Origin of the sequence: Synoicihabitans lomoniglobus (assembly GCF_029023725.1) — a bacterium.
Taxonomy (GTDB): domain Bacteria; phylum Verrucomicrobiota; class Verrucomicrobiia; order Opitutales; family Opitutaceae; genus Actomonas; species Actomonas lomonigloba.
The window spans coordinates 2,584,063-2,600,475 of record NZ_CP119075.1 but is presented as its reverse complement, the minus strand read 5'-3'; the positions used below and the strand labels follow the sequence as shown (position 1 = coordinate 2,600,475).

8 protein-coding genes are annotated in these 16,413 nt (G+C 59.4%); 7 read left to right on the top strand and 1 reads right to left on the bottom strand.

The genetic code is table 11. The features are described from left to right. Window positions 1-99: 99 nt before the first annotated feature. Window positions 100-633: a helix-turn-helix domain-containing protein gene (locus PXH66_RS10215; RefSeq protein WP_330931490.1), complete on the bottom strand. Its 534-nt coding sequence runs from the start codon at window positions 631-633 to the stop codon at window positions 100-102. 476 nt (window positions 634-1,109) lie between these two features. On the opposite strand from PXH66_RS10215, the gene PXH66_RS10210 reads away from it, so the two are divergent. The 7 genes from PXH66_RS10210 (at window position 1,110) to PXH66_RS10180 (ending at window position 16,402) form a co-directional block, all read left to right on the top strand. Then, window positions 1,110-4,349, top strand: a complete 3,240-nt coding sequence (locus tag PXH66_RS10210; protein ID WP_330931489.1) for a TonB-dependent siderophore receptor — start codon at window positions 1,110-1,112, stop codon at window positions 4,347-4,349. A gap of 85 nt (window positions 4,350-4,434) precedes the next feature. Continuing rightward, a complete protein-coding gene (locus PXH66_RS10205; RefSeq protein WP_330931488.1) occupies window positions 4,435-5,616 on the top strand; it encodes a hypothetical protein in 1,182 nt (393 codons plus the stop codon). Between the two features lie 106 nt (window positions 5,617-5,722). Further along, window positions 5,723-7,510: a PQQ-dependent sugar dehydrogenase gene (locus PXH66_RS10200; protein WP_330931487.1), complete on the top strand. Its 1,788-nt coding sequence runs from the start codon at window positions 5,723-5,725 to the stop codon at window positions 7,508-7,510. Between the two features lie 896 nt (window positions 7,511-8,406). Beyond that, on the top strand, window positions 8,407-11,550 hold the full coding sequence (locus PXH66_RS10195; protein ID WP_330931486.1) for a TonB-dependent siderophore receptor: 3,144 nt from the start codon (window positions 8,407-8,409) through the stop codon (window positions 11,548-11,550). Window positions 11,551-11,605: 55 nt separating this feature from the next. Continuing rightward, on the top strand, window positions 11,606-12,793 hold the full coding sequence (locus PXH66_RS10190) for a hypothetical protein (RefSeq protein WP_330931485.1): 1,188 nt from the start codon (window positions 11,606-11,608) through the stop codon (window positions 12,791-12,793). A gap of 182 nt (window positions 12,794-12,975) precedes the next feature. After that, complete coding sequence (locus PXH66_RS10185; protein WP_330931484.1) at window positions 12,976-14,511, top strand: sialate O-acetylesterase; 1,536 nt, start codon at window positions 12,976-12,978, stop codon at window positions 14,509-14,511. Window positions 14,512-14,515: 4 nt separating this feature from the next. Next, window positions 14,516-16,402 (top strand): polysaccharide lyase 6 family protein, encoded by a 1,887-nt coding sequence (locus PXH66_RS10180; protein WP_330931483.1) that lies wholly within the window; start codon window positions 14,516-14,518, stop codon window positions 16,400-16,402. The last annotated feature ends 11 nt before the right edge of the window (window positions 16,403-16,413 follow it).

Sequence of the window (16,413 nt, the reverse complement as noted above, 5' to 3'; positions counted from 1 at the left end):
GAAAGAAGTAAGAAGTATGAGGGTTGAAGTTTGAAGTGGGAGGTATGAAGGAGGTGAGGGGTGGGGCGGTATCCGGAGGAGGGATACCACCGTTTTGCGTCAGTAGCGTTTGTCCTTGCGGAGATGGAGAATGAGGAAGCGGGTGTCGGTGAGCGCCTCGTAGGTGTGCTCTTGAATGGCGTCGAACTGAACGCTGTCGCCGGCGGTGAGGTTGCAGGTCTCGTGCGGGAGTTTCAGACGCAGTTCTCCCTCGAGCACCCAACAGGCTTCGGTGTCGTCGCGGTGGACTTCGGGACGGGAAATGGCGGCTCCCTGCGGGGCCGATCCCAGCAGAGCAGCGAGGTTGGCGTAGCGGATTTCACGGAAGCTAAATCCACCGTGCGCGTGCGATTTTTCGCCGACGCGGTGAGCGAGGGAGGATTCTGCCATGGAGAGCAGGTCGGTGGCGCTCAGTCCGAAGGCGCGTCCCAAGCGGTAAAGCGTGTCGATCGCCGCCGTTTGTTGGTTGCGCTCCAGTTTCGAAATCACCGCGACGGAGACACCGGACGCTTCGGATAGCCCGTTGAGCGTCATATCGTGTTGCCGACGAAGGGTGCGAAGCACGGAAAAATCGAAACGAGTCTCGGTAGACATTTTCGGTAACAGTAAGAAAACAGCAAAAAATGTCAGTCAACGAAAAAACACATCAATGGAACGCCACGGATAGATTCGCTTGGCGGAGGGGGATCATGGTCTCTCGCTCGAAAAATTTATTACCTGGGCGAGCCGATCGAGATTTCTCATTCGAGGGTAAGTGCGGAGTGGCGGAAGGCGCTTTGGATGATTTGAGGAAAAATACCGGGAAGAACGTTGGTGGGACAGAATAGTGGTGAAACCGAGCCAGGCTGAGCCAGCGCAGGATTGTTCAGTCCAGATGTGACGGTCGGGTTACAGGGCGGAATTGATAAATATAGATCAGGTTGCTGATAGAAACTATCTGCGCGGGCGAAAATTCACCAAGGGAAGCGCAGAAAACGAGTTGACAGCGCAAAAAACCCTAAGGTAATAATTATTAATTCTTGGATGCGGCCACCCCTTCACGCCGTGTGACCCTTTCGCCCCTTCGCCCTATGTTTCCTTTATTCCCCCGCTTTGGCCGCGCGTATGCGGCACTTTCCGTTGGTTTGATTTCGTCGGTTACTTTGCTGGCCCAGGTGGCCGTCGAAACCAATGCCGAGTCTGCCGAGGAGGACGTGGTCCTTCTGTCCGTCTTCAATGTCGATGCCAGTCAGGACAAGGGGTATCGCGCGGCCAACACGATTTCCGGCACGAGTCTGAACACCGCGATTCAGGATCTGCCGATGCCCTTGGAGGTTATCACGTCTGAGTTTGTGGACGACCTGGGTGCCACGGATTTTGAAGAGGCGCTCAAATACACGTCCGGCGTTTTCACCGACCAATACAACGAGAGCAGCGGGGCCAATTCAGCGGGGGCCAATGGATCTTATTCCGCCGAGCGTTCACCATCGAGCAACGGGGGACTGGGAAACCGCTTTAGCAACGCGATCAATATCCGGAGTTACAATGTGCAGTTCCAAAACCGCATGGGTTTCCGCGTCGGAGGCACGGTTTCGGAATACGGTGTCACCTTGGGCGGCATTCTTGATTCCTTAAACTACGAGCGCATCGAAGTGGTGCGCGGACCGTCGTCGCTGCTGTATGGCATCGGTGTGCTTTCGGGCATTGCCAATGTGGTTGGCAAGCGACCGCTGCCAGAGCATCGTTTCGCCGCGACGACATCGTTCGGCAGCTTCGGTTTTCAACGTCATACGATTGAGGATACCGGGCCCATCACCGACAAGTTGCGCTATCGATTCGGTTATGCGCACGAGGAGCGGGACGATTGGACCGATTTCCGGACGAAGCAGTTGGACTTCTTCGTGGGGCAACTGGAATTTCAACCCAACAGCATCATCGACCTGCTGATCGAATACCAACGCGGTCACACCCACTTTGGGGGCACGGGCACCCAGTATCTCTACGATGATCTCAATGCGCGTTCGTTCGGCGGAGCGCTGCGCAATGAATTCAACGAGCAGATCAACTGGGCCCGCGATTTCGGCGGCATGGGACCGGAATACCGTTACACCGGCCCGGACACCTACGAAGAGCGGGAGGAATGGAACCTTCTGGCCAATCTGGATATCACGCCGATGGACGGACTCGCCATCAATCTCGGTGGTTACTGGGGCGCGCAGACCTCGGAGGACTTCGACCTCAACATCGCCACCATCAACAATCAGGAATCGAGCCTGTTCGTGAAACGGCGGATTCGCATCCCCACCAACCCGCCGACCTACCGGACGGTGATTCAGTATGTGCCGGACGAATACATCACGGTGTTCGAAAACCCGCCGTCCCCGATCTACAACGACACGACCGATTTCAAGACGGCGCGCTACTACTGGAAGAACACCCCGACCGCGGGCGAGTTCGCCCAATACCGGGCGCGGGTGAACTACGAATTTGAGACGCCGTTCATCGGTGGTCCCGCGCAGCACAATCTTCTGGTCGGACGTCACGACATCAAGGATACGATCGATTACGCGCAGGGCACGGAACTGTTCGCCCGGCTGTTCGTGCCCAACAACCTCACCAATCCCGCCCTTTCCGAGGCGACGGATGACCCCTTGGTTTTCCGGGATATCTACGATACCGAGCCGATCACCTACAACGGCGAGCTGCTGGCCCAACCGGGGCGCGAGTATCAACAAACCGACCTGTGGTATTCCGGCCACTACGGCGTTTATCAGGGGCGGTTCTGGGATGATCGCATCATGGTCATCGGTGGTCTGCGGCATGACCGCTACCAGGGCCTGGAAAAGGAATACGAACGCAATGACGGCATTCGCGGCGTGATCGACAACCCGGACAATGTCACCGACGGCTTCAAGCGCATCGAATACAATTTTGATGAGCCGATTGAAGTCACGACCGGCACCTTTGCCGCGCGTTACGACATTCGCGACGGACTGGCCGTTTACGCCTTGGCGGCGGAGGGGGTTTCGCCCAACACCGGCGCGCTCGACGGCAATGAGGACTTCATTGAAGCGGAGCGCAGCCTCTCGAAGGAAGTCGGCGTCAAATGGGAACTGGCCCAGGGCCGTCTGTCCGGCACGTTCTCCGTTTACGAGATCGAGCGCAAAAACGCGATTTGGAACTTTGCCGCCGCGCCCGCTCCTTCGCAATGGGTGGGAGGCACCAACCGCAACGGCAATGGCGGGCAAGTGCTCAGCGACTTCGATCCCTCGGAAATTTTGTCCGGCCAGACCGTGCTCAATTACGGGGTGGATTCGAGCTACTTCAATCCGGAGGACATCGCCCAGGATCCTGTGACTCGCCAGTATCCGGACGGGATTCTGACGGTGGAGAGTTTATTCAACGATACACCCAATCCGCAAAACGTGGTCTTTCTGGACTACAACAAACTCGATGCCGCCGGCTTCCGTGACGAAATCGAACGCGCGTTTGCCGACGTGACCCATTCTCGTTCCACCAACAACGGGGATTTTGATCCGATTCGTTACGCCCGCATCACGGGCACCTACGCCGGTCAAAGCGCCAGCGGTAACGCGGGTGCCAACGTCACTTTCGGTGACAAGGCCAAAGGATTCGATTTCCAGGTCATCTATTCACCGATCGAAAACTGGCAGATGATTCTGAACTTCGCCCACACGGCCCGCAGTGTGAGCTCGCCATTTGATTTGGTGCCCGCGATTGACCAGGTTTCCGGCACTGAATTTGGCACGGAGTATGACATCTGGGTGCGCACCCTCGGCCGGGCCGCATTCGGCCTCGAGGAAGTGGACAACAACGGTGATGGCATCCCCGACGTGATCCTGCGGGACGGTCAACCCGTGTCGTCCTCCAACATCGTGCCGGCGGATTCCGCGACCGGCGGATTGCAGGGCACCAGTCTCTTCTTCGGCGCCAAGGACGAAGCGTCATTCTGGAGCAAATACACGATTGTGAATGGTCCGCTGCGCAACCTCTCGCTGTTGTTCGGGGCCAAATACATCGGTCCGCAAGCCACGGCCGTGCAGGTCGGCGGTTCCAATCTGGCGGCTAATCTTTACCCGACCCCGCCCATCGAGAAGCGCATCGAGTTCGATACCGGTCTCGTTTATACGACGAAGTGGGGCGACACCTCGTGGCGCTTCGCCCTCAACGTTTACAACCTGCTCGACGACCAGAAGGACTACTCCGAAGTCGAATACACCAATGTCAACACGGGCGGAATCGAGCGCCGCCGTTCGGTGCTCTATCACGCGCCGCGCTCCGTGCGATTCAGTGCGCGGATGTCGTTCTGACGCTTTCACATTTTGAGGACCGCGTCCGGCTCCGTTCGAGCGCCCATACCTCATGTTTCCCACCCCAATAAAAAGTAACCATACCATGAAAAAAACACAACTACTCGCCGCTCTGCTTTCTTTGAGCGTAGCCTCCGCGGCCTTCGCTGAATTCGAGGCGGTCCACACGTTTGAAACCGGCGGAACCGATGGCATTACCTTTGGCACCAGCCCCATCATCGCCGACGGCGGCAACGGCAGCATCACCGTCATTGATGATCCCTACGAGGCGGGCAACAAAGTGCTCGAACTCACTCCGGGCGTGTTCGCCAACGGCACCGACACGAACAACACGTGGTTCGACCTGCCGTTTCCTGCCATCGCCGGCAAAGGCACGGTCTACACGCGTATCGCCAAGAAGGGTGACATCGTCGACATCGTGATCGGCACCACCCACGTCGCGGTGCCCGCCGCTTACGGAGATTTCTCCTCCATCTTCCGCATCGAAGCCGACACCATCATTGACTACCATGATGGGTCCTACACCGAGGTGGCAGGCAGCTCGACGGAAGCCGGCAAGTGGTATGAACTGTGGATCGTTATCGATACCCCGGCCAACACCTATGACCTCTGGGTCAAGGGCGGAAATGTTTACCCCACCGCGACCAAAATCGCGTCCGGTGCCGACTTCCGTTCCAACTCCACGGATGCGCAAAACCGTTTCTACGCCCGGATGACCGCGGGTAGCGCTTTGTCCCCCAAGGCCATCGACAACATGCTCTTCGACGACATCTACGTCGATCTCTCCGGAGAGAACATCTCCACCCCGGGCTCCACGCCCGTGGGCACGACGCCGGATGGCAACATCGGCTCGGTCGGCACCGGCTATCTGGCCAACATCGCCACCCGCGCCTTTGCCGGCACGGGTGACCAGGTGCTCACCGCTGGTTTCGTGATTCGCGACAATCCGCGTCGCGTGCTCATCCGTGGAGTGGGCCCGACCCTCGGTGGCTTCGGTGTCGCCGGCACGATCGTTGACCCGACCATTTCGGTCTTCCCGGGTGGTGGCACCGAAGCGATCTTCACGAACGACAACTGGGGTGATTCCTCGGTAGCCGCCGAGATCACGTCCAGCGCTTCGACCTTGGGCGCCTTCCCGCTTGATGCTGGCAGCGCTGACGCCGCCATGGTCGTGACGCTCAATCCGGGTTCCTACACGGTGCAGGTGGGCAGTGCCACCGCTGGCGGCACGGGAGTGGCTCTCATCGAGGTCTACGAAGTCCGCTAAGACACCGTAGAATTCTCAGCTAGCCTGAACCAATCATGGGCGGGTGGTCCGCGCACGGTCGCGGCCACCCGCCTTTTTCTTATTCCCCCTCAATTATCCCCACACAGTGCTTTCCTACGTTCGCCCCGGTATTTGGTCTCTCACTACAGCGCTATGCGCTGCGGTTCTCTCCGCTCAAAACAATCCGCTGCCGGACCCCATCGTGTTTGGGGATATCACGGTCGAAGTGGAGGACTGGCTGACCGCTCCGGCGACGAACTCCGGTTCGCCGCGCGCGCGTTTGTCCGTGATGAAGCCGGCCTACGATGGCTCTGAGCGCATCTTCGTGTGCGACCTCAACGGCCCCATGTATGCCTTCAACGGCGATGCCCGCACGACGTATCTCGACCTCACGGTTGAGCTCCCCAATTTCATCAACACCCCGCGCCTGGGCACGGGGTTTCACTCGTTCGCCTTTCATCCGCAATTCGCGACGAACGGTAAGTTTTATACGGCGCATACGGAACCCGCCGGTTCGGGCGTGGCGGATTTCGTGAATCCGATCGGCGAGACTCCGGCCGTGCAAAGTGTCATCCTGGAGTGGACCGCGAGCAATCCGCTCGCGAACACCTTCAGTGGCACCCGTCGCGAAGTGATGCGCATCGAATACGCGCGGTTCGTGCACAACGTGCAGGACATCGCATTCAACCCGTTCGCCACCGCCGATCATGAGGATTACGGCCTGCTCTACATCTGTGTCGGCGACGGTGAAGCCGTGGCGGGCGAAGCGCCCACCTCGGCGCATCGGCTCGACAGCGTGAATGGCACGCTCGTGCGAATCGATCCCCTTGGCACCAACGCCACCAACGGTCGCTACGGGGTGCCCGCGACCAATCCGTTTGTGAACGACGGCGACGCGGCGACCCTCGGCGAAATCTACGCCTGGGGCTTCCGCAACCCGCATCGCATTGCCTGGGATCCGGCCAACGCGGACCGCCTGTTTTTGTTCGATATCGGCGAACGCAACGGGGAGGAGATCAACCTGATTCAAGCCGGGGGCGACTATGGCTACAGCAGTCGTGAAGGCACCTTTGTGCTGCAGCCGGAAGTCGATCCCGATACGGTGCTGCCACTCCCGGCCAACGACGCGGAGTTTGGTTATATTTACCCCGTGGCATGGTATGACCACGACGAGGGTCGGGCCATTGCCGGCGGCCAAGTCTATCGCGGGGAAAAAGTGCCGCAACTGCAGGGCAAGCTGGTCTTTGGCGATATCGTCAACGGACGTGTATTCTACGTCGATGCCGACAGTCTCACGCTTGGGGCCCAAGCCGAAATCAAAGAGCTCAGGCTCACCCACAATGGCACGAACCGCACGTTGTTGCAGCGGGTGGCCGCATCTCGCACGGATCTGCGTTTCGGCACCGACGAAGCCGGGGAACTGTATTTCACCACCAAGCAGGACGCCAAGATTCGTAAGGTGAAGGCGAATAACCTGCCCGAGGTCGGCGAGGGCGCCATCGCCAATATTGCGACCCGCGCCTATGCGGGAACCGCCGATGAAACCCTGACAGGTGGATTCGTCATTCGGGATCAGCCGCGCCGCGTCTTGATTCGCGGCGTGGGGCCGGCGCTGGCCGGCTTCGGCGTGACGGGAACGATGGCCGATCCCAAGATCTCGGTGATTCCCAGCGGAGGCACGACCGCCATCTTTGCCAACGACAATTGGGGCGATTCCAGCCAAGCCACTGAAATTGCATCCGCCGCTGCGGCGTTGGGGGCCTTCGGCCTCGCAGATGGAAGTGCCGACGCCGCGATCATCGCCACACTGAGTCCCGGTGCCTACACCGTGCAACTCACCGGTGCCGACGGCGGCTCGGGAGTCGCTCTGATCGAGGTCTACGAAGTGCGTTAGGCCTGAGGTAGGGCGGGAGGGAGAGCAGGGGGCGTCATCGGGATATCCACTCCGGTCAAAGATCGCTCCGAAATGACAGCGAAGGGCGGCGTTTTTGAACGCCGCCTTTTTTATGAGTTGAATTGTGACCGTTAAGGAGGGTTTGGGCACAAAGATTGTTTCTTCGCGTTGTTCCGTTGGCCAAGATCTTCGGCAGACGCGCTGGCGCGAGGCTCTGGCTGGGAGGGGGGCAGACTCACGGGGTCGTCTCATCCCCGTATGACTGTGAAGCGCATGAATCCCGCATAAATGAAAAGCATTCATGAAAGCGAAATGCACCGGGTGAGAGTGAACAGGGATACGTTTAGCTGTTTGAGGCCGCAATGGGTCGAAAGGTCCGTCCCTGAAACGACACTTCGGCGAATAATACAACCTTTGGTTAATGCAGTTGGGAGCTCTGGTTAACATAGCGCTAAAGCGCTTCTGATGCGGGCCTTGCCTGATGGTCAAAGTGCGAAGGCGGCAAATTGCAACCCGGATATCATAAGCATGACTTATTGGAGGTATGCGAGTGAAGCAGATCCGGTTGGCCTCAATGAAATATCATATGCCCAGAAGGATTACTGGAACTGCTGATAAATATATATAATTACCCGAAAAATAGCGTCAAAGTGGCGTAAATAACCGTTAACCAACGGTAGATAAGAGTTGACAGTAAAAACCGCCCAACACTAATAATTATTAACTCTGGAGATACCTCTCCTCAAAAGTTTCTACCCCCTCGGCATTACCACACATTGCCCCTTAAGCCCATGTTCTCACATTTTGGCCGCGCATTTGCGCTTGGTTCGACTTGTCTATTAGCGGTGGCCAGCGCCAACGCTCAGGTTACTACAGAATCTGCTAATACGAAAGAAGTGTCCGAAGAAGACATCGTGATGCTATCGGTTTTTAGCGTCGATGTAAGCGAGGACAAAGGCTACCGGGCCACGAATTCCATCTCCGGCACAAGTCTCAATACCGCGATCCAGGATCTGCCCATGCCCTTGGAGGTCATCACGGCGGAATTCGTGGATGACCTGGCGGCCACCGACTTTGAGGAAGCGCTGAGTTATACTTCCGGGGTCTTCACCGACGAGAACCGGGAGAGTTCCGGAGACAATTCCCGGGGAGCCAATGCCAGTTACTCGGCCGAACTCTCACCCTCGACGAGAGGCGGGTTGGGAGGATCCTTTAGCAATGCGATCAGCATTCGCGGGTATAATGTGCAGTTTCAAAACCGCATGGGATTTCGCGTAGGGGGCACGGTTTCCGAATATGGCGTGACGCTGGGTGGTGTTCTCGATTCTTTGAATTACGAGCGGCTCGAAGTGGTCCGCGGTCCGTCGTCGCTCCTCTACGGTATCGGCGTGCTTTCGGGCATCGTGAACATCATCCCCGAGCGACCGTTGCCGGAGCAGAAAACCACGCTCAGCGCGTCGATGGGCAATTTTGGTTTCAAGCGATTCACGGCGGAAACCACCGGTCCATTGGCGGCGTCCTGGATTCCGGGTGATTTGCGATATCGGATCGGCCTGGCGCAGGAGGAGAGGGAGCACTGGACCGATTTCCGCACCAAGGACCTGGATTATCTGGTCGGTCAGATCGACTACTCGCCCTGGTCGTCCACCAATATATTTCTGGAATACCAACGCGCCAACACCCGCTACGGCGGCACCGGCACGCAGTATCTTTACGATGATCTCAGCGGCATCGCTTACGGCGGAGAGCTGCGCAACGAGTTCAACGAGCAATACAACTGGAGCCGCGACTTCAGCGGCGTGGGACCGGAGTATCGTATCTCGGGACCGGATACATTCGAGGAGCGCGACGAGTGGAATTTTCTGGCCAATCTCGACATTGAACCGATCGAAGGGCTCACCCTCAATATGGGCGGCTATTGGGGCGGGCAGGACACCGATGATTTCGACGTCCGCATTCGCACCATCAACAATCAGGAATCGAACATCTTCGTGAAGCGGCGGGTGCGTCGGCCGGACGGCACCTACCGGACGATTCTGCAATACGTCCCGGACCGTTTCATCCAGACGTTCGAAAATCCCCCGTCCCCGGTTTTCCCCGATACCAACGACAACAAGACGGCGCGGGCCTATTGGTCGAACTCGGTTCGATCGGGTGTGTTCGAACAATACCGGGTGCGGGCGAACTACCAGTTTGAAACCCCGTTTCTGGGTGGACCCGCGCAGCACAACATTCTGTTCGGTCGTCACGACATCAAGGATACGATCGACTATCCGGTGGGAGCGGAACTGGTCACCCGGATGTTTACGCCGGTTAATCTGGCCTCGAATCCCGATGGTGATCCCTCGGACGAAGATTCCATCGTGTTTCGCGACATCTACGAGACCGAGCCCTACCAATACAACGGCGAGTTGCTCGCGCAACCGGGGCGGGAATACCAACAGACCGATCTGTGGTATACCGGACATTACGCCATTTACCAGGGTCGCTTCTGGGATGATCGCATGATGTTCATCGGCGGGGTGCGCCATGACCGCTACCAAGGATTGGAGAAGGAATACGACCGCCAGAACGGCGTGGCGGGTCTGATTGAAAATCCGGAAAACGAGACCTACGGATTTCTTTCGGAGGAATACAATTTCGACGAACCGATCCGGGTCACCACCAGCACCTTCGCCCTCCGCTACGACATCCGGGAAGGCCTCGCCGCCTATGGTCTGGTGGCGGAAGGGGTGTCGCCCAATACGGGAGCGCTGGACGGCAATGACGACTTCATCGATGCGGAACGCAGTCTGAGCAAGGAAATCGGGGTCAAATGGGATTTGGCCGGCGGCAAGCTGTCGGGAACGCTGTCGGTCTATGAGATCGAACGCGACAACGCCATCTGGCGGCTCGAAGGCGCGCCGACGCCGGCCAACTGGGTCGGCGGCAGCAATCGGGGTAACAATCGCGCCCGCCCGCTGATCGACTTTGAGGCCGCCGCCATTCTCGATGGCACCGCACCGCTCTCGTATGCGGTGGACAGCGTTTATTTTGACGCCGCCGACCTGCAGGTCGATCCGGTCACCCGTAAATACAAGGACGGCATTTTGGCCGTCGAATCCACCAGCAACAGCTCGGCCGAGCCCCGCGTGGTGGTGTTTCTCGACTACAACAAACTCGACGCCGCCGGTTTCCGCGACGAGATCGAGGAGGCCTTTGCGGATGTCGGCAAGACGCGTTCGACGTTGGGTGACGGTTACGACCCCATCCGCTACGATCGTTCCCAAGGCACCTATTTCGGCATCAATCCGAGCGAGTATGGGGCGACCAATGTCACGTTCAGTGATCGTGCCCGAGGCGTGGATACGCAATTGGTCTATGCGCCGATCGAAAACTGGCAGGTCATCTTCAATTACGCCTACACCACCCGCGAAGTCACGGATCCGTTCGATCTGGTGGCGGCGGTTGATCAGCTGACCGGCGTCGAGTTTGGCACCGAATACGATCTCTGGGTGCGCACCTTTGGCCGGGCCGCCTACGGCCTCGAGGAGATCGATGATGACGGAGATGGACTGCCCGATCGCATTCTCAAGGATGGCCAGCCGGTCTCGATGACCAACATCGTGCCCGCGGACTCCGCCGCGGGTGGGATCGAAGGCACCAGCCTGTATTTCGGAGCCGCCCACGAAGCATCCGTGTGGAACAAATACACCTTCGTCGAAGGCCCCCTGCGCAAACTGTCCCTGTTGGCGGGCGTGCGCTACACGGGACCGCGACCGACCACCACCTCAGTGGGCGGTAGCGATCTGGCGGAGAACCTGTATGGCACTCCGGACACCGAAACCCGCATCAACGTCGATCTGGGGCTCGTCTACAACCTGCGCTGGAAGAAGACCGATTGGCGGTTCGCCCTCAACGTCTACAACGTGCTGAACGACCAAAAGGGCTACACTGAGACCAGCTACGTGAACGTGGAAGATGGTTCGATCGAGAAGCGCCGGACCGAAGTCTTCTACAGCCCGATTTCCTACCGGCTCAGCGCCCGCATGTCATTTTAACCCCTCTCTTCTCGGTCGTGACTCGAACGAGACGGACAAACGAAAGCTCCCCCAAATGAAACATAAAACACTGTTAAGTATTATATCCCTACTTGCGTTTACTTCGGCGCAGGCTGAGTTCACCAAAGTCGCTGACTTCGAAGCCGGTTTGGACGGCGCCATCGAAGACAGCAACGCGGCCACCGCCGCGGAAGGTCGCGGGTCCATCTCCCAGGTCGACGATCCTTTTGCCGCGGGTAACAAGGTGCTGCAACTCGCTCCGGGTTCCTTTCTGAACGGCACGGGTGGCCAATGGACTTGGTTCTCGATTCCGCTGCCCCCCGTCACGGGATCGGGCACCTTGTATTATCGTTTTTCGAAGGAAACGGATCTCGTGAGCCCCGTTTTCGGCACCAGCCCGTCGGAAGAAACCCCGCAATCCTACGGCGACTACTCCCAAGTGGTCGGCCAGGCGATCGACTCCATCATGATCGCGTATGATGATACAGGATACACGACCACCAACATCGTGCTCGAAGCGCAGACCTGGTATGAGTTCTGGTTCACGTTCGATCAGCCGACCAACGTTTACAGCGCTTACATCCGGGGTGGGGAATACACCGCGATCACGCCGATCATTGAAAACGCGATCTTCCGGTCCAAGGGCACGACGCCCCAGACCTACTTCTACGCCCGCAGCACGGTGGGCAGCCTCACCAGTCCGGCGGCGGTCGACGATGTCTACTTCGACGACCTTTACATCGATACCAGCGGCACGAATCTCAACGCGCCCGGATCGGCCGGGGATGTGGGCAGTGGCAGTGGTGACACCGAACTCACCGACTCCGGTCCGGTCGTGCTCGGCAACGGCAACGTGGCCAACATCGCGACGCGCGGAGCCGTCGGCACGGGCGACAGCCTGCTCACGGCCGGTTTCGTAATTGAAGAAGGTCAGAAGCGGGTGCTCATCCGTGGCATCGGACCGACCCTCGGCACGTTCAACGTGACCGGAGTGTTGGCTGATCCCAAGCTCACCTTGTTCAAGGATAACGTTGTTCTGAAAACCAACACCAAGTGGGGGGACGCGGAAAATGTGAGCCGCATCACGGCCACTTCCTCCGCCGTGGGCGCCTTCCCGCTCGATGCGGGCAGCGCCGATGCCGTGATTCTGCTCACCCTTGATGCCGGGTCTTACACCGTCCAGCTCTCCGGGGTCGGCGATACGACCGGCAACGCCTTGATCGAAGTCTATCAAGCCAAGTAAGCGGCTGTGCTCCCTCTCCGCTAATCGGAGCATGACCTGATTGATACGGGCTGCGTTCTTCGTTGAGCGCAGCCCGTTTTCGCTTTCCGCCACCACTTTTACCGCATTCACGGATTATGATCCCGTCGCAGTTTTTGCACCTTCTTCGCGCTCCATGCCGGGGCGTTTTTCTGTCCGCCCTAATGTTTGGCCTGGCTTTCCCGGTCACCGCCGAAGTCAGCCTGCCCGCCATCATCGGCAGCAACATGGCGCTCCAGGCCGACAAGCCGGTGCCGATTTGGGGTCGCGCTGAACCGCAGGAGACGGTGCGGGTTCACTTCCGGGACCGCGAGTATCTGACCGTGGCGAACGCCGACGGAGCCTGGGAGGTGACGCTCCCGGCGATGACGGCCGACGGGAACGGGGCGGAGCTGAAGGTCGTGGGGGAAACCAACGAGTTGATATTGACGAACGTGATTGTTGGGGAGGTGTGGCTGTGCAGTGGTCAATCCAACATGGGATGGCGCGTGGAACAATCCGACGACGCCGAGCGGGAAATCGCCGCCGCCCAATACCCCTCGATTCGCCTGTTCACGGTGAAGCGGGCCATCGCGGAAGACGGTCCGCAGTGGGATTGTGCAGGCGAATGGGTGGAGTGCTCGCCGGCCACCGTCGGCAAGTTTTCCGCCGCCGGTTACTTCATGGGACGTGATCTCCACCAAACGCTCGAACGCCCGGTGGGACTGATTCACAGTTCGTGGGGCGGCACCAAGGCCAAGGTCTGGCTGCCCCGGGAGGCCATCGACTCGCGGCCCGAGTTGCAGGTCATCGCCGAGGCATGGGATCGGGAACTGGCGGACTACCCACGAGCCAAAGCGGAATTCGATGCGGCCCTGCCGCAAATGGAAGCGGAGTGGGAAGAACGGGCCACCGCGGCCCGAGCCGCCGGCAAGGCACCGCCCGCCACGCCGCGACTGCGAACGGGACCCCACAGCCAGTATGTGCCGACCGCGCTCTACAACGCCATGATTGCTCCGCTCGCCCCCTTCGCTTTGCGCGGCTTCTTTTGGTATCAGGGTGAGAGTGACGTGGGTGCGCCGCAATTGTATGCGGAGACGCTGGTCGCATTGGTGCAATCCTGGCGGGCGGCTTGGCGCGGTCAAACCATGCCCTTCGTGTGTGTGCAGCTGCCCAACCTTTACCGCCAACCCGAGCCCACGCGCAGTGGGTGGCCCGAGTTGCGGGAGGCCCAATTAAAATTGCGGCAGCTCCCCGGCACGGCGCTGGTGGTCACAATCGATATCGGTGAACCGGGCGATATTCATCCCACCCAAAAACAACCGGTGGGCCGACGTGCAGCGCTGGCCGCGCAAGGACTCGCGTATGGGGCCGATCCCGCAGAGGTGTTCAGTCCGCAGCCCACGGCAACGATCCGACGCGACCAGGCGGTGCGCATCGAATTCAAGCACACGGCCGGCGGTCTGCGCGTCAGCGGTTCCGGCGCGGTGACCGGATTTGAAGTGGCGGACGCAGACCGCGTGTTTCGACCCGGACGGGCCCGAATCGAGGGCGACGCGGTCATTGTGAGTCATCCCGACATGACCGATCCCGTCGCGGTGCGTTACGCCTGGGCCGACAATCCAGAATGTAATTTGGTCTCGGGCAGCGGCTTGCCGGCGACGCCCTTTCGCACGGATGATTGGTCGACGCTGGCCACGGTGGCGCACGAATTGAGGTAGACGCATGCGGCCGACGCTTCGAATGAACTGGATTGGGTTGGTGCTGATGGCCGTCATCGCGGCACCGCGGGCCGTCGCGTTGTCGACCGTGGTCGGCAGCGAATCTCAACTCATCACCGCGTTGGCGTCCGCCCGCCCCGGGGATGAAGTTGTATTGGCCAATCGGATATGGACCGACTTGCACATCGTGTTCGAGGGGGCCGGCACGCCGGACCAACCCATTGTGCTGCGAGCCCAGACGCCGGGTCGCGTGATTTTGAGCGGCGATTCGACCCTTGCGATCGGCGGGAACCATCTGGTGGTCGACGGATTGGTCTTCACGGAAGGTTACCCCCGGGCTTCATCCAGTATTATTCAGTTCCGCCATGGTGATCGCGAGGCGGAGGGCTGCCGTCTGACCAATACCGCCATCATCGATTACAACCCGCCGGATCGGGCGACCCGCTATTTCTGGGTATCACTTTATGGCCGTCGCAACCGTGTTGATCACTGCTACTTTTCCGGCCAGGCCCACAGTGGCGTCACCGTGGTGGCATGGTTGGATGGCGAGCCGAATGATCACCGGATTGATCACAATCATTTCGCCAATCACGTCAGTGGCGAAGGCGAGAATGGATGGGAAAGCATCCGCATCGGCACGAGTGCGTTTGTGGATTCAGTCTCCCGCACCACGGTGGAGTTCAACCTGTTTGAGGAGTGCGACGGGGAGTTGGAAATCGTTTCCAACAAATCCTGTGAGAACGTTTACCGCGGCAATACGTTTCTGCGCAGTCAGGGCATGTTGACGTTACGCCATGGCCACCGGTGCCTCGTCGACGGCAATGTTTTCCTGGGCGAACGGGTTCGCAATACCGGCGGGATCCGCGTCATCGGTCGCGATCATGTCGTGATCAATAATTACATTCACGGCACCCGCGGTCGTGATGGAGCAGCTATCTCGATTTACGCCGGCGTGCCCGATGCCGGGGTGTCCTCTTACCCGACACCACACGGGGCCGTGGTGGCGTTCAACACCATCGTGGATGTGACCGGACCGCATCTTTTCTATGCTCGAAACCTGGGATCGGGTCGTCGCACGGAGCTCCCGCGCGACGTGGTGATCGCGAACAACCTGTTGGTGGCGGGCGCGGATATGGCCGGTGTTTTGGTGGACGGGGCGGAACCGGAACCGGGCGCGATGGAAGTATTTGGCAACATTGCTTTCGGACGTGAATGGGGCGCGTGGGGCGCGGAAGGCTTGACGGTGGCGGATCCTTTGCTCGACGCCGACGCGGATGGTCTGTGGCGGCCAACGGACCAGAGCCCGGTCGTCGACGCCGCAGGGGGCGCGTTTCCCATCGTTGACCATGATCGGGACGGTCAGGGCCGGGCGATCCCGTTCGACGTGGGCGCATTTGAAGTGACCGCCGGTCCACCGACATGGGCGGTGGCCACGGCGGGGAATACCGGGCCGGCGTGGATGCCGGATGATCGATTTTGGGATCGGGGAGAATTTACCAACCTGTCCACGCGAGGCCGGGTGGGCGACGGAGGGGAACCCTTGATCGTGGGGGTGGTGGTGACTGCTTCCGACCGACGTTTGTTGCTGCGCGCCGTCGGACCGGGGCTGGCGGCGTTTGGAGTCGCGGATGTTTTGCTGAATCCTCGGATCACGTTGTTCGATGCCGGCGCAATTGTAGCTTCCAATGATCGCTGGGGCGACAACGCGCATGTGCCGGAGATCGTCGCGACAAGCGCCGCGTTGGGCGCGTTCGCGCTCGACGAAACCAGCCAGGATGCGGTGTTGCTGCTGACAGTGCCTCCGGGCGCGTATACAGTGCATTTATCTTCTGCCGAGGCCGGCGGCGGAGTCGGTCTTTTGGAAATCTACACGGTGCCATTCTCGTTCTGAATTTGTCGTTA